The following is a 16,768-nucleotide window of genomic DNA, read 5'->3' as shown; positions in this document are numbered from 1 at the left end:
GTCCCATGTCCGCCGTGGTCACCGTCCGCCGCTCCCGCGGGGACCCTTCCGGTCCTCGCAGGGCCGCGGGCGGCCCAGAACGCGAGGCCCGGAAGGGCGGCCTCCGTGGCGGGTAAGGCCCAGAGCAAAACCCCTCCCCCGCCCCGCCTCCTCCCCGCTCCCGTAGCAGCCCTCCGTCCACAGCTCCCACCTCTCGGCCCCGCTCCCGTCGCCGTCGCCCGTCGACGCGCTCGAGCGCCCCGGCCGGAGTCCCGTCCGCCGGAGTCCGCGGGGTGGGCAGCTGATCGCCGCTGCCGCCGCGCCCCGCCCCGGCCGGTTCCCACCGTTGTCATTCGTGCCCCACGACAACGGCAAGAGCAGGTCGCGGCCGGGCCTCGCGTGCGCGAAGCTCAGAACGGGAGTGGGTGGACCCGGTAGACGGCGGTGCCGTGGGGTGGAACCGTGACGGTGATCGACGTGGTCACCGTGACGTCGGTGCCGGTCCAGACGTCGTGCAGCCGGTAGGCCGGGGCCGCGGGCCGGTTGATCGGAGCCGTCAGGCGGGCCGGGGTGTCGCCGCTGTTGTAGAGGGCGATCGCCCGGTCGCCGTCGGCCAGCGGCTTGACCAGCACGTTCCCGGTTGCGACGGCGGGCTCGCCGAGCGGATCCTGGTCGATGGCGATCAGGTCACGGTTGGTCAGGATGGACAGCGCGGACGGGCTCAACGTCCGCAGGTCGGCGCCGGCGATCAGCGGGGCGGCCATCATCGCCCACATGCTCATGTGCGTGCGGTATTCCGTCTCGGTCATCCCGCCGTTGCCGACTTCGAGCATGTCGGGGTCGTTCCAGCGCCCCGGCCCGGCGAACTTCGCCAGCGGCAGGTTCCGCGCGATGATCGACTTCACCGAGACCCAGGTGTCGGTGATGTCGCCGGTGGTGCGCCACAGCTGGCCGACGCCCGGTGCCCAGGTCCACGGCTGGGACTCGCCCCACTCGCAGATCGAGTACAGAATCGGACGCCCGGTGGTGCGCAGGGCCGCTGCCATCCTCGTGTAGCGGCGGAGGTAGTCGGCCCGGGAGCCGTCCGTACGGTTGTAGCAGTTGTCGTACTTGAGATAGTCGATCCCCCACTGCGCCCAGGTCTGCGCGTCCACCCGCTCGTGCCCGAGACTGCCCGGATACCCGGCGCACGTCTTGGTACCGGCATCGCCGTAGATCCCGAGCTTCAGCCCCCGGGCGTGGACGTAGTCGGCGAGGGCCTTCATGCCGTACGGAAATTTCCGGGGGTCCGGGGTCAGACGCCCCGCAGTGTCGCGCTCCGGCACTGACCAGCAGTCGTCGATGTTGACGTAGCGGTAGCCGGCGGCCGCCATCCCGTTGACCACCATCGCGTCCGCGGTCTCGCGGATCACCTGGTCGTCGACGTCGCAGCCGAACGCGTTCCAGTCGTTGAAACCCATCGGCGGCGTCGGCGCGGCGGCCGCGGCCGGGAGTGTCGTCCCCGGCCAGGTCACCAGCGCCAACGCCGTAGTGACGATGACGGCGAGCAGGGACCGCGGGCGTGCCATACCGGCAAACTACCCACCGAACCTGTGCCGCCGCCCCAGCTCGCCCGCGAGTCGATGGTCACGCCGCGGACCACGGCGGCGGTCCTGACCGACCTGGAGGCGAAGGGGCTGATCGCCCGCGAGCCCTCGCCCCTGCACCAGAAACTGGTGATCGACCTGCTCAGACCGGCCGGCAACGCCGCCTGGGGTGAGCCGACGCGGCGGCCGTCCGGGGTGAGCCGACGCGGCGGCCGTCCGGGGTGAGGCCCGGACGGCCGCCGCGTTCGGTCACGACGAGCGTGCGCGGTTCCGCGAGAGGCGGGAACGCGCGATCGTGGCGCTTACGCCTTCGTGATCCAGAAGACGAGGTCGATGGACTCGTCGGTGAACTCGCGCACGTCGGCCCAGTCCGGCTCGCCGGCGGCGAAGTCGGTGGCCAGGACCTCGTCGGCGACCAGTTCACCGTGCTCGCGCAGGGCCAGCGCGGTGTCCTCCCCGGCCCGGAACCGCAGCCGGATCCGGTCGGAGACCTCCAGGCCACTGGCCTTGCGGGCCTCCTGGATCTGACGGATCGCATCCCGCGCCAGGCCGGCGCGGCGCAGCTCCGGCGTCAGGTGCAGGTCGAGGGCGAGGGTCGCGCCCGAGTCGGAGGCGACGGCCCAGCCTTCGCGCGGGGTCTCGGTGATCACGACCTCGTCCGGTGCGAGGACGATCTGCTCCTCCCCGACCGTCAGGGTGGCGGCTCCGGTCGTACGCAAATCGTGTTTGAGGTTTGCGGCGTCAGCCGCCTGGATTGCCGCCGCGACCTGCTGGACCGCCTTGCCGAACCGCTTGCCGAGCGCGCGGAAGTTGGCCTTGGCGGTGGTGTCGACCAGGGAGCCGGCCAGGGCCTCGACGGCGTTGACGTTGAGCTCGGCGGAGATCTCGGCGAGCAGCTCGGCGGGCAGGTCGGCGCCGCCGGAGACGAGCGCCCGGGCGAGCGGCTGGCGGATCTTGAGACCGGACTCGGCGCGCGCGGTGCGGCCCAGCTCGACGAGCCGGCGGGTGGTCGCCATCTGCGCGGAGAGCTCGTGGTCGATCAACGACTCGTCGGCCTCGGGGAACGCGGCGAGGTGCACCGACGACGGGGCCTGCGGGTCGACCGGGACGATCAGATCCTGCCAGACGCGCTCGGTGACGAACGGCGTGATCGGCGCCATCAGCAGGGTCACGGTGCGTAGCGCCTCGTGCAGCGTAGCGAGGGCGGCCGGGTCACCGCGCCAGAAGCGGCGGCGGCTGCGACGCACGTACCAGTTGGAAAGATCGTCGATGAACGCGGCGATCAGTTTGCCGGTCTCGTGCGGGTCGAACGCCGCCAGCGCGGCGTCGACCTTCTTGATCAGCTGCTGCAACTCGGAGATGACCCAGCGGTCGAGAGCGGTGCGCCGGACCGGCTCAGCCGACGGGACCCAGTTGGCGGTACGCCCGTAGAGCGCCTGGAACGCGACCGTGTTCCAGTAGGTCAGCAGGACCTTGCGGACCACCTCTTGCAACGCGTTGTGACCGACGCGCCGGGCCGACCACGGGGAGCCGACGGCGGCCATGAACCAGCGGACCGCGTCGGCGCCGTGCTGATCCATCAGCGGGATCGGCTCGAGGATGTTGCCGAAGTGCTTGGACATCTTCCGGCCGTCCTCGGCGAGGATGTGGCCGAGGCAGACGACGTTCTCATACGACGACTTGTCGAAGACGAGCGTGCTGACCGCCATCAGCGTGTAGAACCAGCCGCGGGTCTGGTCGATCGCCTCGGAGATGAACTGGGCCGGGAAGCGGCTCTCGAACAGCTCCTTGTTCCGGTACGGGTAGCCGAACTGGGCGAACGGCATCGAGCCGCTGTCATACCAGGCGTCGATGACCTCGGGCACCCGGGTCGCCTGCTCCTGGCACTCCGGGCAGTCGAAGGTGACCTCGTCGATGAACGGCCGGTGCGGATCGAGACCGGACATGTCACGATTCGTCAGGCGGCCCAGCTCTTCCCGGCTGCCGACACACGTCAAGTGATCGTTGGCGCAGCGCCAGATCGGCAGCGGCGTCCCCCAGTAACGGTTCCGGGACAGCGCCCAGTCCACGTTGTTGGTCAGCCAGTCGCCGTAGCGCCCGTGCTTGATGCTGCCCGGCTGCCAGTTCGTCTTCTCGTTCTCCCGCAGCAGCGCGTCCCGCACCGCGGTGGTCCGCACATACCACGACGGCTGCGCGTAGTAGATCAGCGCGGTGTGGCAGCGCCAGCAGTGCGGGTACTTGTGCTCATACGGCTCGTGCTTGAAGAGCAGGCCGCTCTCCTTCAGCTCCTCCACCAGCGGCGAGTTCGCCTCGCGGAAGAACATGCCGCCGACCAGGTCGATCTCCGGCTCGAACGTGCCGTCACGGCGCACCGGGTTGACCATCGGCAGGCCGTAGGCGCGGCAGCTGGCGAGGTCGTCCGCACCGAACGCCGGAGACTGGTGGACCAGGCCGGTGCCGCTGTCGGTCGTCACGTAGCCGGCCAGGATGACGATGTGCGCGTCCGGCACGTCGACCAGCGCGAACGGCGGCGTGTAGGTCCACCGCTCCAGCTCCTTGCCCTGGAACTTCTCGCCGGTCGGCGTCCAGCCCTCGGGGATCAGCGGCTCGGCGACGATCAGCCGCTCCTTGCCGTCGGTGATCACCACATATGTCACGTCGGGGTGCACGGCGACCGCGGTGTTCGACACGAGCGTCCACGGCGTGGTCGTCCAGACCAGCAGCGACGCGGTGCCGGCGAGAGGGCCCGAGGTCAGCGGGAAGCGCACGTAGACCGACGGGTCGACGTCGATCTCGTAGCCCTGGTCGAGCTCGTGGTCCGAGAGCGTCGTCTGGTCCCGCGGGCACCAAGGGGCGACCCGGAAGTCCTCGACGAGCAGGCCCTTGTCGAAGATCTGCTTCAGCGACCACCAGACCGAGTCGATGTACTCCGGGTCCATCGTGCGGTAGGCGTCGTCCATGTCGACCCAGTAGCCCATACGCTGGGTCAGGTTCGCGAACGCGTCGGTATGCCGGGTGACCGACTCGCGGCACTTCGCGTTGAACTCCGCGACCCCGAACGCCTCGATGTCCTGCTTGCCGGAGAAGCCCAGCTCCTTCTCCACCGCCAGCTCGACCGGGAGACCGTGGCAGTCCCACCCGGCCTTGCGGGCGACGTGGAAACCCTTCATCGTCCGGTAGCGCGGGAACACGTCCTTGAAGACGCGCGCCTCGATGTGGTGCGCGCCGGGCATGCCGTTCGCGGTCGGCGGCCCCTCGTAGAACACCCACTCGGGACGGCCCGCGGACTGCCGCAGACTCTGTCCGAAGACGTCACGCTCCTGCCAGAAGCGCAGGATGTCGTGGTCAAGGGCGGGAAGGTCGACCTGAGCGGGAACCGGGCGATACATGTCTCGGAACTTTACTCAGCCTCCCGTCACTCGATGACGTCGGCCGCCGACTCGCGCAGCACCGCGCGGACCGCGGCCGGCACCACGTCGTCCACGCCGAGACCGGCCAGGATGCCGATCAGGTACGCCCCGACCAGGTCATAGTGCTCCGCGATGACGCCCAGGCCGAAGTGCGCGCCGCGCAGATCGCGCCCCGATTACTCGGCGGGGCCGCCGAGAACCTGACTGAGCAGCGCAACCATGTGCTCCTTGAGACGGGCCAGGTCGATTCCGTCGAAGTAATCGGTGAGACGGTCGTCACCCAGCACGACCCGGTAGAGCGCGTCGACCGCGGCGGTCACCGCCGTCCGCCCGCCGATGCGGGCGTAGAACGTCGTTTCCACGGCTCGAACATAGAGCGTTGGCGATGCCTTGTCTGTCGGCGATTTTCGCGTACGGGACCCGGGCCGGATTTCGCCGGAGGGTCCCGCTGGTTTCCCGGGCATGACCGCCGACCCGTCGTTCGCGCGGCTCACCCAGCACCGCGCCACGTGCTCCACCCCGGCCACCTCGCGCAAGCCCGCCCGGCGCTCAGAGCGCGGTCCCGCTTCGGCGCGACCCAGCTCAGACGCGGCCCGGCACGGCACGACACAGAGCCCCGCGGCGCGGAGCCGGAGCAGCGCGGCCCGGAACGGCACAGCCCGGCCCGGCACGGCACCCGGCGGCACGGCGCGGGGCGGCACGGCGCGGGCGCGAGGCGGGGCGGGCCCGAGGCGGGGCGGGCCCGAGGCGGGGCGGGCCCGAGGCGGGGCGGGCGCGGGGCGAGGCGGGTGGCGGTCGCAGCCGGGCTCGGTAGTGGCCCGCTCACCGCCGGGCGGTCCGACAGGGTTGCGCGGGCGGGCAGGATGGGGAGATGCGACTGTCGATCCTGGTGGGTCAGGTGCCTGCGGTGTGGGACGTTCGGGTGAATCTTGCTACCGCCCGGGACGTGGTGAGCGAGGCGCGACAGGGGGACGTGGTCGTGCTGCCGGAGGGGCTGCTCTCCGGGTACGGCGAGGACCTGGGCCCGCTCGGCGGTCTCGACGCGCGGGAGCTCGCGGCTGCGGTCGGCGAGCTTCGGGAACTGGCGTGCGACAGCAAGGTGCACATCCTGTGCGGCTCGCTGTTGCCGGAGGACGGTGACTGGGTGAACGCGGGGCTGTACTTCGCCGCGGACGGTGGACCGGTCCACGTCTACCGGAAGATCAACCTGGCGATGAACGAGCGCAAGACGTTGCGCGCCGGGGATCGGTTGACGACGTTCGGGCTTCGGAGCGGCGGGAAGTCCGAGGTGGCGGCGATGCAGTTGTGCCGGGAGATCCGGTTCCCGGAGCAGTGGCAGCACCTCTCGGCGAGTGGAGCCCGGGTGCTGTTCTACTTGACCAACGCGGCGAATCCCAGCGAGCCGGACGGGGTCTGGCGCAGCCACCTCGTGAGCCGGGCCGCGGAGAACCAGCGGTTCGTGGTCTCCGCGAACATCCCGGACCCGGCTCAGCACTGCCCGAGCATGATCGTGTCCCCGCGCGGCGAGGTGGTCGCCGACCTGCCGATGGGCGCGCCGGGCCTGCTGCGGCACACGATCGACCTGGCCGAGGTCAGCGACTGGTACCTGGGGCAGCGCCGGACCGACGTGATCCGTCTCGCGTAACGACCCGTCGCAGAAACCTCCCGCCGCAGAAGACACGCGGCCGTCGTGGGACGGGTCACAGCGGCCGGGACGGGTCACAGGAGGGTGGCCCGGGTCCAGCCGCGGGACAGGCGCCGGCATGCGAACGTGCCGGCCACCAGCGCGACGGCCAGGAGCAGGGCGGCCGACGTAAGGGTCGACGGCGCGTCTCCACGGGCCGCGGACTGCAGCATCGTCAGCGCCCAGTAGCCGGGCGAGAACGGCGCGACCGCCTGGAGCCACGGCGGGAAGAGCGCGACCGGGACCAGCGCCCCGCCGATCGTCGTGACCACCAGCGCGCCGATGTCACAGATGGCGTGCAGTTCGCCGTGGCTGCGGACGACCGCGGCCAGTGCGGAGCCGATGGCGAGCAGTGTCACGCCCCACGCGGCGACCGCGACCGGGAGCAGCCAGGTCGCCCGCAGGCCGACGACGAGGACGCCGAACGTGGCGAGGATCGCCTGTTGCAGGAGCAGAACGGCGTACACCGGAATGGCTTTGCCGAGGAGCAACTCGGCGGTCGTGGCCCGGGTGGCCCGGAGCCGATCCCAGGTGTGCCAGCCGCGCTCGGTGAGGATGGCGGCGCCGACGATGTGCAGGGCCAGGGCGGAGAACATCACCAGGAGCCCGGTCGCGACCTGGGTCGTCCCGCCGGGCATCGCGCGCAGGTAGAGCGGTTTGAGCGCGATCATCCCGAGCATCGGCATCAGCAGGTAGCTGAGGAACTGGCCGGGGTCCCGCAGCCGCAGAACCGCGTTGAGCCTGGCCAGTGCGGCTATCCGGGACAGCGGGCCGATCATGACAGCGACCGGTAGAGGTCGTCGAGGGTCGGGCGGCGGATGTCGATCTCGTGGACCGGGCCGGTGGCCGAGCCGAGCAGGCCGACCAGGGCCGTCGCCGGGTCGGTGGTGCGCACGCAGATCGTGGGGGCCGTCCCGGCGCGCATCCGCAGCTCGCTCGGCAGGTCGCCGAGCAGCTCCGGCGCCGTACCCCGGGCAATGATTCTGCCCCGGGCCGCGACCGCGACCGAAGCACCCAGCTCGGTCAGCTCGGGCAGGTAGTGGGTGGTGTAGAGGACGGCGCAGCCGTCGGCGGCGCGGCGGCGCAGGGCCGCGAGCAGTGACTGCCGGGTCTGCGGGTCGGCGCCGGCGGTCGGCTCGTCCATGACGAGCAGCCGGGGATGCGGCAGCAGCGCGATCGCCGCCTGGACCCGCCGCTGCTGCCCGCCGGAGAGCAGCCCGGTCCGTCGGTCGAGGAAGTCACCGAGCATCAGGTCGGCGACGACCTCGTCGCAGGCGGCGTCCAGCGCCCGGCGGCGCAGCCCGGCGAGCCGCCCGAAGAGCCGCAGGTGCTCGCGGGCGGTCGCGCTCGGGTACAGCGCGAGGTGCTGCGGCGCGATCCCGATGTCGCCGCGGCCGACGCCGGAGAGCGTGCCGGCGTCGGGGCGGACCAGGCCGGCGATCACGTCGGCGAAGGTCGACTTCCCGGCGCCATTGTGCCCGACCAGTCCGACAATTTCGCCGGCCGCGACGTCGAGGGTGAAGCCGTCGAGGGCGCGGACCTCGCCATACCTTTTGATCAAATTCTGCGCACAGAGCATCGTGACCCTCCGGTATACGGCGTAGACTGAGGTCTACACCGTAGACTGCACGGGTGCGGAAACTCAAGGACGCCCGCCGCCCGGAGATTCTCGACGCGGCACTGGCGATCGTCACGGAACGTGGTCTCGACGCGCTCTCGATGCGCTCGGTCGCCCAGCGGCTCGGGCTCACACCGATGGCCCTCTACGGCTATTTCCGCAGCAAGGAGGAGCTGCTCGACGCGATCCTCGGCCGCCTACTGGAGGAGATCGACGCACCACCGGACGGCGCCGGCTGGCGAGAGACCCTGACCCATCTGGGGTACGGGATGCGCGCCGTCGCCCAGCGTCACCCCACCGTGATGCCGCTGATCCTGACCCGCCCCGCCGTGAGCCCGGCCACGCTGCGCCTGATCGACTGGCTCTACCAGGCGCTGCTCAGCGCCGGGGTGCCGCCGTCCGAGGTTCCGCGGCTGGAGCGCTCGCTCGGCACGTTCGTCATCGGTCACGTGTTGTCCGAGGTCAGTGGCCGCTTCAGCGCCGGCCTCCTGGACCCGGCGGCGCGGCGGGCCCAGCTGCCGCCCGGCGAGTTGCCCGGTCATCACGCGCTCGCCGCCGAGCTGGACGGTCCGGTCGACTGGGACGCCGAGTTCCGGGCCAACCTGACCGACATGATCGTGCTCGTGGAGAGCAGAATTGCCCGGTGAGTGCGGCCTTTCTCCTTCTCAAACCCGATTGCTTGCGTACGGCCCGGACCGCCCCCGTCGCAGCCGCCGTCACCGCCGAGGGGCTCCGGGTCGCGTACCGCCGCCCGGTGCAGTTGACCGGAAACGACGTGCGTGTCCTGTGGTCGGAGTACACCGACGACGGTCACGTCCTGATGCGCGCCTTCCTGGACCGCTATCTGTGCGACGGCCCTTCGGAGGCGTGGCTGGTGACCGGCCCGGACGCGTTCGAGGCGGCCCGGCGGGTCAAGCGCGTGATCCGTTCCCGTTATGCGAACGGCCCGTTCGCGAACCTGGTGCACGCCGCCGAACGTCCCGGCGAGCTGGCGCGGCAGGGCAACCACCTGTTCGGTGACCGGTTCCCCGCGCAGAACCCGGTGGCGAGCAGCCCGCGCCCGGCCGGGCGGGACTTCCGCGCCGACGTCGACGTCCCGCGCCTGGTCGACGAGCTGTGGCCGACGGTGCAGCTCGACGACCCGCCGGCGCCCGCGCCGCACCTGCTGGACGGCGCGGTCACCGACGTGCTGCACCTGGGTGCCGATCCCGCGCACTCGCTGGACTCGGCGGTGACCGCGGTCTGGTCCGCACTGCCGGGTGTCACGGTGGGTCACGCCGTGACGATGGTGCTCTACGCGAACCGGACCGGTGGCTGTCCGGTGGCGATCGGCGGGCGCCAGGCGGTGGAGCGCAGCCGGCGCACGCTGCTCGACCACGGGTTCACGGCGTGCGGCATCGGGCCCGCGCCGCGCTTTCACCGCATCTGAGCAGCCCGCGACATCGAGCGCGCGCCGCGCTTTCACCGCATCTGACCGGCGCGGGCACCACTTCTCCACACCCCGTCCCTAGCGTCCAGGACCATGCGCGTGACGATGATCCTCCCGGCGCTGACCGAAGCGACCAGCCCCCTGTTCCGCCCGATCAAGTACTCGCTGTTCCCGCCGCTGGGGCTGGCGACCCTCGCCGCCTACCTGCGTGAGGACGACGAGGTGCGGATCCTCGACGAGCACGTGGAACGCATTGACGACGTCGTGGCCGGCGATCAGCCCGACATCGTGGTCATCCAGGTCTACATCACGTCGGCGCGGCGCAGCTACGAGCTGGCCGACGCCTACCGGGCGCGGGGCGTCTTCGTGGCGCTGGGCGGTCTGCACGTGACGTCGCTGCCCGAGGAGGCGGCCGTGCACGCCGACGCGATCTTCCTGGGCCCGGGTGAGGACACCTGGCCGGCGTTCCTCGACGACTTCCGCCGCGGCGAGCCTTCCCGGCGGTACGTGTCGAAGGAGCGGACCCTCGCCGGCCTGCCCCCGGTGCGTCGGGATCTGATCAGGCGCGAGCGTTATCTCGTACCCAACTCGATAGTGGTTTCCCGGGGTTGCCCGCACCATTGCGACTTCTGCTACAAGGACGCTTTCTTCGAGGGCGGGAAAAGCTTCTACACGCAGCGGGTCGACGACGCGCTCGCCGAGATCGACCGTCTTCCCGGGAAGCATCTCTACTTCTTGGACGATCATCTGCTCGGCAATCGCCGGTTCGCCGAGGCGCTGTTCGACGGGATGAGGGGAATGAACCGGGTGTGGCAGGCGGCCAGCACGGTCGACGCGCTGCTGCGCCCCGGCCTGCTGGAGAAGGCGGTGGAGTCGGGGATGCGCAGCGTGTTCGTCGGCTTCGAGACGATCAATGCCGGGAATCTCGCCACGCAGCGCAAACGGCAGAACGTCGACCGCGATTACGCCGAGGTGGCCCGCCGGGTCCACGCCGCCGGCGCGATGATCAACGCGAGTTTCGTGTTCGGCATGGACGACGACCGCCCCGACGTCTTCGACCGCACGGTGGAATGGGCCGTGAACGTGGGCCTGGAGACGGCCACTTTTCACATCATGACGCCGTACCCGGGAACGGCCCTCTTCCGGCGCATGGACGACGCCGGACGCATCGTCCACCGTGATTGGGATCGTTACGACACGCGCCAGGTCGTCTTCCGCCCGAGAAGCATGACACCGGAGCAGTTGGAGGACGGTTACTGGCGCGCCTATCGCGACTTCTACCGCTGGCCGGCGATCTGGCGGGGCGCGAAGGGCAAGCCGTTGCCCGACCGGTTGCGACACCTCGCGTACGCGGGCGGCTGGAAGAAGTTCGAGCCGCTGTGGGACGCGCTGATCCGCTCGCGCCAGGTGCTGCGGGCTCTACCGCTGCTGGAGACCGCGCTGGGCCTGCGGCACCGGGAACGCCCGGAGCGCGGTGCGGGTCAGCGACGGCGAGTGCGCGAGCGGGTCTCGTGACGCAGCAACCGGTTGCTGCGCGGGCCACGGCGCGACGGCCGGGCCGGGCGGGCGCCGGCGTGCGGGAAGACGAACTTCTTGAAGGCCCACAGCCGGAACACCATCGCGATCAGGGTGCCCAGGACGTTGCCGCTGACGAAGTCGGCGATCTCCTGGACCGGGCGGGTGACGTCCGGCACCTCGATGTGCAGCACGTAGCGCGAGATCGCGAGCGGGACCAGGTTCAGGCCGACGCCGATGGCGCTGACCGCGAAGAAGAGCGCGGCCTCGTGATGCTGCTCACGGCCGCCGCGGCTGCGGAACGACCATTCGCGATTCAGCACGTACGACAAAATCGTGGCGACGATCGTGGCGAAGGCCAGCGCCGTGACCGGTTTCTCATGCAGGACGGTGAGTTTCAGCAGGTAGTTGACGACGACCGTGGCGACGAAGCAGACCCCGCCCACTACCAGGAACTTCACCGCTTCGTGATGCTTTTCCCACAATCGCCTCAGCCACATCCGGCGGAGTTTATTCGGTCGACCCCGATCCTGCCCACTTGAAAGGCTGCCCACCATGGACCTCGTACGCGGTGCTCTCGACGACCACAACTACACCGTGCTGACTCCGGACGGCTGGACCCGCGCGGAACGGCTCCCGCTGATCCTGGTGCTGCACGGGGCGAACTCGTCCGCCGACGTCCTGGCGATGATGCAGCCGATCATCGAGAAGAGCGACCTTCCTCGTACGCTCGTGGCCTGCATCTCCACTCCGACCGTGGGCGGGTTCTACCTGGGCCGCTGGGAGCGCCTGGTCGCCGCCGAGTTCCCCGCGCACCTCGCCTCGGAGTTCAGCGCCGGGCCGATCGCCCTGCTCGGCAGCTCGATGGGCGGCTACGGAGCGTTGCGGATCGCGTTCGCCGAGCCGGAGCGGTTCACCGCCGTCGCCGCGGTCTCCCCCGCCCTGCTCACCGCCGGCCCGTCGCCGCGGAACACGCTCAGTGTCCTCGCGCAGTTCGCCGCGGAGATGCGCCCCGAGGACACGATCGTCAGCCGGCTGCGGGCCAACGCCGACGCGGTCCGTGCCAGTGACCTGCCGATCCTGTTGCGCTGCGGCGACCGGGACGTCTTCAACATGCACGACGGCGCCGAGCGGCTGCACCGCGAGCTGTGGGATCTCGACATCGCGCACGACTACCACCTGGTCCGCAACGCCGATCACCTCGGGCCGGAAGCGCAGGAGTCGCTGATCGCGGCGTTCGCGTTCGTGGGTGCGGCCCAGCGCGCCGGTGAACAAGACCGGTCACTCGACGAGGCGTGGCTGGCGTGGGCCGCGGCCGGCCGGCCGGGCGATCCGCCGCAATTCGACGCGTTCGGGCCGTCCGCGTCGACCGCCCTCCGGGTGATGATGGCCGACGAACTCGCCGAAGCCGCCCGGCAGGATCCGGACGCCGTTCGTCGCTACGGAAGGTTGCCGTGAAGCCGGAACTGGCCCGCGCGCTGATCGCATCGCAGTTCCCGCAGTGGCGTGGCCTGCCGCTGGAACGGATCGGCGCGCACGGCACGGTCAACGCGGTCTTCCGGCTCGGCGAGCACCTGACCGCGCGCTTCCCGATGCGGGAGCAGGACCTCGCGGCGGAGGCGGCGGCCGCGCGCGAACTCCTCGGCGCCACCCGGTTCGCCACCCCGGCACCGGTCGCCATGGGGTCGCCGGCGCTCGGCTTCCCCCACCCGTGGGCCGTCCAGACCTGGCTTCCCGGCACCATGACCAGCGAAAATTCACATGCCGACAACCAGGCTCTCGCGTACGACCTCAGCGAGTTCATCCGTGGCGTCCGCGCTCTGGACACCCGTGGGCGGCCGTTCCGGGGCCACGGCCGCGGCGGTCATCTGCCCGACCACGACGGGTGGATGGAGACGTGCTTCCGCGAGAGCGAGACCCTGCTCGACGTCCCGGTGCTGCGCAAACTCTGGGCCGGCTTCCGTGAGTTGCCGCGCGAGTCACCGGACGTGATGACCCACGGTGACCTGATCCCCGGCAACCTGCTGTCCTCGGGTGATCACCTCGTCGGCGTTCTCGACGTGGGCGGTCTCGGGCCGGCCGATCCGGCACTCGACCTGATCGGTGCGTGGCACCTCTTCGACCAGCCGGCCCGTGACGTCTTCCGTGCGCAGGTCGGCGCCGGCGACCTGACCTGGGAACGTGGCCGCGCCTGGGCGTTCGAGCAGGTCATGGGCCTGATCTGGCACTACCACGAGACGAATCCGCTGATGGCCCGGCTCGGCCGCAGCACCCTGCACCGCATCACCACGGCCGACTGACTCCGCTGGTCGAAATCAGCCACCAGTGCCAGCCGCCGGCTGGTACTCACCACTGCGTCCGGATGATCAGAACCGGGGGCGAGGGGTTGGGGTGAGCTCGACCGGCCACGGAGGCCGCCCCGGAGGGCTTCGCGTTCTGGGCGCCCTGCGCCCTGCGAAGCCCGCAGGGGTCCCCGCGGGAGCGACGGTCCGGACCACAGCGGAGAGGGGACATGAATCTCTTGAACGTGATCGTCAAGACAGGCGCCGGTCAGTCCATCTGAGCAGGCAGGCGGATGGTGAACGTCGAGCCGAGCCCCGGTTCGCTGGTCGCGTTCACGCTGCCGCCGTGGTCCTCGACGATGCGCCGGGTGATCGTCAGACCGAGCCCGGAGCCGCCGGTCGCACGCTGCCGTGCGGGGTCGGCGCGCCAGAAGCGGTCGAAGACGCGGGACACCTCGGCCGCGGTCATCCCGACGCCGGTATCGGTCACGCTCAGGATCGCGGTGAGAGGGTCGCGCGACACCCGGACCTCGATCCGGCCGCCCGCGTCGGTGTAGCGGATCGCGTTGCTGAGCAGGTTGCCCAGGGCTTGGCGGATCCGTCCGGGGTCGGCGTGCACCTCGATCGCCTCAGGCGCGTCGATGATCACTTCCAGTCCGGCGTTGGCGGCGTTGGCGCGGTGCGCGGTGACCGCGGTCTCGGCCAGCTCGGACAGGTCCAGCGGCTCCGGGTGGTAGACCAGGTCACCGGCCTCGGCGAGGGCGAGGTACTGCAGATCGTCGAGGATCCGCCGGGTGAGCAGCGTCTCCTCGTGCAGCGAGGTGAACAGTTCCGGGGTCGGCTCGATCACGCCGTCGGCGAGCCCTTCGAGGTATCCGCGCAGGTTGGACAGCGGTGTCCGAAGCTCGTGGGCCACGTCGGCGACCAGGCGGCGCTGCCGTTCCTCGCTGCGCTGCATCGCCTCGGCCATCGCGTTGAACGACGACGACAGGAACGCCAGCTCGTCCTTGCCGCGGGTCGGCACCCGCACGTCTAGCTGCCCGGCCGCGAGCTGCAGCGACGCGCCGGTCAGGGCGCGGACCGGGCGGCTGACCCGCCGGGCGATCCAGGCGGTGCCGATCGCGGCGGCCAGCAACAGCCCGGCCGCGCCGATCACCGCCGGTTGACGCAGGCCGCCGAACCCGGCCGGGCCGGCCCCGAAGAAGACCCGGACCGGCTGCGCCGAGGTGGACGACACCGCCTGGGAGAACTCGAACGACAGGCAGTCCTTGAAGTACGCCATCGGCTGGGAACGGCACCGCCCGAGCGACTCCCACCACTGGTCGAGCCAGCCGGTGTCGTCGTAGACCTTCACGCGGCCGGCTTCGGCGCACTCCGGGGCGGCGGCGAGCTGCGGCGCGGTCAGGTAGGGCGCGGTCACGGAACCCGTCGCCGGTTTCGGCAGCAGCTTGCGCTCGACGGCGCAACGGGCCGCGACCAGGGCCGCCCGGTACTGCACGACCTGCAGCAACGTGGCCGCCTCGGGGGTCGTCAGCCCGGCCGCGGCCGCGGTGGTGGTGAACAACTTCACCGGCAGTCGTGGCAGGGACGGCACCGGCCGCGACGACAGACGCAATTTCGGATCCTTGCGGTACAGGTCCGTGAGCCGCTGCTCCCCGGGGTCGTTCACCGCCGCCGCGGCGAGGGCCTCCGCCTCCTGCGCGATCACCGGGTCGATCTCCGGGTACGGGTCGACGGTCGTGTAACCGGTCTGGATCGGCCCGACCGCCTCGTTGCGCAGGCGATCGGAATCGGTCAGCACTTCGCCGTCGGTCTCCACCCGGATGTGCAGTCCGGTGCGCTGCGACAGCTCCCCGACGACCCGGTCGATGCCGTTCCACCGGCCGTTCGTGATGCCGAACTGGCGGATCTCGTCGGTGATCTCCGCCTCGTGCGTCTGCCGGGCGGCGTTGAGCCGGTCCACCTCGCGGGTCGTCAGGCTCAGCGTCAGCCAGGCGGTGGCGCCGATCGCCGTGCCGGCCACGATCAGGACCAGCAGGAAGATCCGCAGCCGGAAACTCATCGTTCACCCATGCGATAGCCGCGACCGTAAACGGTCTGCACGTAACGGGGCTCGACCGGGTTCTCCTCGATCTTGCGGCGCAGGTTGACGACGTGCGCGTCGACGGTGCGTTCGGAGACGTCGTTCTCGAAGCCGAACGTCTTGTCGATGATCTGTCCGCGGGTGAACACCCGCCCCGGTTCGCGGGCGAGCAGTTCCAGGATCGCGAACTCCTTGGCCGTCAGCCGCACCGGATTGCCGGCGACCCGCACCTCGAAGCGCGGCGCGTCCACCTCGAGGTCGCCGACCCGCAGCACCTCCCGGTTCTCGGTGCCGACGACGCGGCGCAACAGCGCACGGACGCGGGCGGTCAGCTCCCGCGGGCTGACCGGTTTGCTCAAGTAGTCATCGGCGCCGATGTCCAGCCCGAGCAGCATGTCACTCTCCGCGGACCGGGCCGTGACCAGCAGGATCGCGACGCCGGCCAGCCCCGGGTCGGCGTCGGCGCGCAGGATCCGGCACACGTCCAGGCCGTCGACCAGCGGCATCATCACGTCGAGAACCAGCAGGTCGGGGCGTCGCGCGCGGGTCTGCTCCAAGGCCGCCCGGCCGTCGCCGACGGTGAGCACCTGATGCCCCTCCCGCTCCAGGTAGAGCCGGATGAGCTGGGCGTGCTTGGGGTCGTCGTCGGCGACAAGGATACGCGCGGTCACGGCTCGCATTCTGGCTCAGTGACTCCACCAGCCCAAGAATTGTGCGAAACCTATGAAGACCGATTTCCCGTACGCCGAGTCAGGTCAGCGCTTTGACGAGACTCTCCAGCTCGGGGATCTGCTCCGCCTGGGACAGCGATGCCTCCAGCACCCCGTCGTGGGCCGGGCGCGCGGCGGCGAGCAACTGCTGCCCGGCCGGGGTGAGCTCGGTGTAGATGCCACGGCGGTCGTCGGCGCACAGGATCCGGGTGAGCAGCCCCCGGTCCTCGAGGCGGGTGACCAGCCGGGTCGTGGCGCTGCTGGAGAGCGCGGCGGCACGGGCCAGCTGCTGCATGCGCATGTGCCAGCCGTCCTGCCGGCTGAGCGCGTCGAGCACGGTGAACTCGACCACGGACAGCTGGTAGGTCGCCTGCAGCTCCTTCTCCAGCGCCGCCTCGATCAGGCCGTGCAGCGCGGCGAGCCGGCGCCAGCCCTGAGCGCGGATCTCCACCGCGTCGTTGCCGATCCCCAT

16 protein-coding genes are annotated in these 16,768 nt (G+C 70.8%); 7 read left to right on the top strand and 9 right to left on the bottom strand.

All coding sequences use genetic code 11. From position 1 onward, the window contains the following. Positions 1-389: 389 nt before the first annotated feature. Positions 390-1,547 (bottom strand): glycoside hydrolase family 27 protein, encoded by a 1,158-nt coding sequence (locus ACH442_RS06150; protein WP_396336836.1) that lies wholly within the window; start codon positions 1,545-1,547, stop codon positions 390-392. Between the two features lie 24 nt (positions 1,548-1,571). Here ACH442_RS06150 and ACH442_RS06145 point away from each other — a divergent pair, with 24 nt between their 5' ends. After that, a complete protein-coding gene (locus tag ACH442_RS06145; RefSeq protein ID WP_396336835.1) occupies positions 1,572-1,790 on the top strand; it encodes a hypothetical protein in 219 nt (72 codons plus the stop codon). Between the two features lie 77 nt (positions 1,791-1,867). Here the strand turns inward: ACH442_RS06145 and ileS are convergent, their stop codons facing one another. Continuing rightward, the gene (ileS, locus tag ACH442_RS06140) at positions 1,868-4,954 is read right to left on the bottom strand and encodes an isoleucine--tRNA ligase (RefSeq protein ID WP_396336834.1); all 3,087 of its coding nucleotides are present in this window, start codon (positions 4,952-4,954) and stop codon (positions 1,868-1,870) included. A gap of 197 nt (positions 4,955-5,151) precedes the next feature. Then, positions 5,152-5,337: a hypothetical protein gene (locus ACH442_RS06135; protein WP_396336833.1), complete on the bottom strand. Its 186-nt coding sequence runs from the start codon at positions 5,335-5,337 to the stop codon at positions 5,152-5,154. Between the two features lie 509 nt (positions 5,338-5,846). Here ACH442_RS06135 and ACH442_RS06130 point away from each other — a divergent pair. Beyond that, positions 5,847-6,620, top strand: a complete 774-nt coding sequence (locus ACH442_RS06130) for a carbon-nitrogen hydrolase family protein (RefSeq protein WP_396336832.1) — start codon at positions 5,847-5,849, stop codon at positions 6,618-6,620. Between the two features lie 74 nt (positions 6,621-6,694). Here the strand turns inward: ACH442_RS06130 and ACH442_RS06125 are convergent, their stop codons facing one another. Both ACH442_RS06125 and ACH442_RS06120 read right to left on the bottom strand, forming a co-directional pair. Beyond that, positions 6,695-7,438, bottom strand: a complete 744-nt coding sequence (locus ACH442_RS06125) for an ABC transporter permease (protein WP_396336831.1) — start codon at positions 7,436-7,438, stop codon at positions 6,695-6,697. Further along, the gene (locus tag ACH442_RS06120; protein ID WP_396336830.1) at positions 7,435-8,238 is read right to left on the bottom strand and encodes an ABC transporter ATP-binding protein; all 804 of its coding nucleotides are present in this window, start codon (positions 8,236-8,238) and stop codon (positions 7,435-7,437) included. Before ACH442_RS06120 ends, ACH442_RS06125 begins: the two co-directional genes overlap by 4 nt. 53 nt (positions 8,239-8,291) lie before the next feature. Here ACH442_RS06120 and ACH442_RS06115 point away from each other — a divergent pair, with 53 nt between their 5' ends. From ACH442_RS06115 to ACH442_RS06105, 3 genes are all read left to right on the top strand, one after another. Then, positions 8,292-8,924, top strand: coding sequence for a TetR/AcrR family transcriptional regulator (locus ACH442_RS06115; RefSeq protein WP_396336829.1), 633 nt, complete (start codon positions 8,292-8,294; stop codon positions 8,922-8,924). After that, a complete protein-coding gene (locus tag ACH442_RS06110; protein ID WP_396336828.1) occupies positions 8,921-9,706 on the top strand; it encodes a hypothetical protein in 786 nt (261 codons plus the stop codon). Before ACH442_RS06115 ends, ACH442_RS06110 begins: the two co-directional genes overlap by 4 nt. Positions 9,707-9,799: 93 nt before the next feature. Continuing rightward, on the top strand, positions 9,800-11,221 hold the full coding sequence (locus ACH442_RS06105; RefSeq protein ID WP_396336827.1) for a B12-binding domain-containing radical SAM protein: 1,422 nt from the start codon (positions 9,800-9,802) through the stop codon (positions 11,219-11,221). On the opposite strand, the gene ACH442_RS06100 is transcribed toward ACH442_RS06105, so the two are convergent. Then, a complete protein-coding gene (locus ACH442_RS06100; protein WP_396336826.1) occupies positions 11,188-11,682 on the bottom strand; it encodes a GtrA family protein in 495 nt (164 codons plus the stop codon). The two genes, ACH442_RS06105 and ACH442_RS06100, sit on opposite strands and share 34 nt — an antisense overlap. Positions 11,683-11,776: 94 nt before the next feature. On the opposite strand from ACH442_RS06100, the gene ACH442_RS06095 reads away from it, so the two are divergent. Next, on the top strand, positions 11,777-12,679 hold the full coding sequence (locus ACH442_RS06095) for an alpha/beta hydrolase-fold protein (RefSeq protein ID WP_396336825.1): 903 nt from the start codon (positions 11,777-11,779) through the stop codon (positions 12,677-12,679). Then, positions 12,676-13,521 carry an aminoglycoside phosphotransferase family protein gene (locus tag ACH442_RS06090; RefSeq protein WP_396336824.1) on the top strand — a complete coding sequence of 282 codons (846 nt, stop codon included), beginning with the start codon at positions 12,676-12,678 and terminating at the stop codon, positions 13,519-13,521. The genes ACH442_RS06095 and ACH442_RS06090 overlap by 4 nt, the downstream gene beginning before the upstream one ends. Positions 13,522-13,771: 250 nt before the next feature. On the opposite strand, the gene ACH442_RS06085 is transcribed toward ACH442_RS06090, so the two are convergent. The 3 genes from ACH442_RS06085 to ACH442_RS06075 all read right to left on the bottom strand — a co-directional run bounded on the left by ACH442_RS06085 (position 13,772) and on the right by ACH442_RS06075 (position 16,768). Further along, positions 13,772-15,565, bottom strand: coding sequence for an ATP-binding protein (locus ACH442_RS06085; protein WP_396336823.1), 1,794 nt, complete (start codon positions 15,563-15,565; stop codon positions 13,772-13,774). Then, complete coding sequence (locus tag ACH442_RS06080) at positions 15,562-16,266, bottom strand: response regulator transcription factor (RefSeq protein WP_396336822.1); 705 nt, start codon at positions 16,264-16,266, stop codon at positions 15,562-15,564. Before ACH442_RS06080 ends, ACH442_RS06085 begins: the two co-directional genes overlap by 4 nt. A gap of 70 nt (positions 16,267-16,336) precedes the next feature. Then, complete coding sequence (locus tag ACH442_RS06075) at positions 16,337-16,768, bottom strand: MarR family winged helix-turn-helix transcriptional regulator (protein ID WP_396336821.1); 432 nt, start codon at positions 16,766-16,768, stop codon at positions 16,337-16,339.

This window comes from Actinoplanes sp. NPDC020271, from assembly GCF_044388125.1.
Taxonomy (GTDB): Bacteria; Actinomycetota; Actinomycetes; order Mycobacteriales; family Micromonosporaceae; genus Actinoplanes.
Note: the sequence above shows the minus strand (reverse complement) of the source record. Positions and strands in the feature narration are given on the sequence as shown.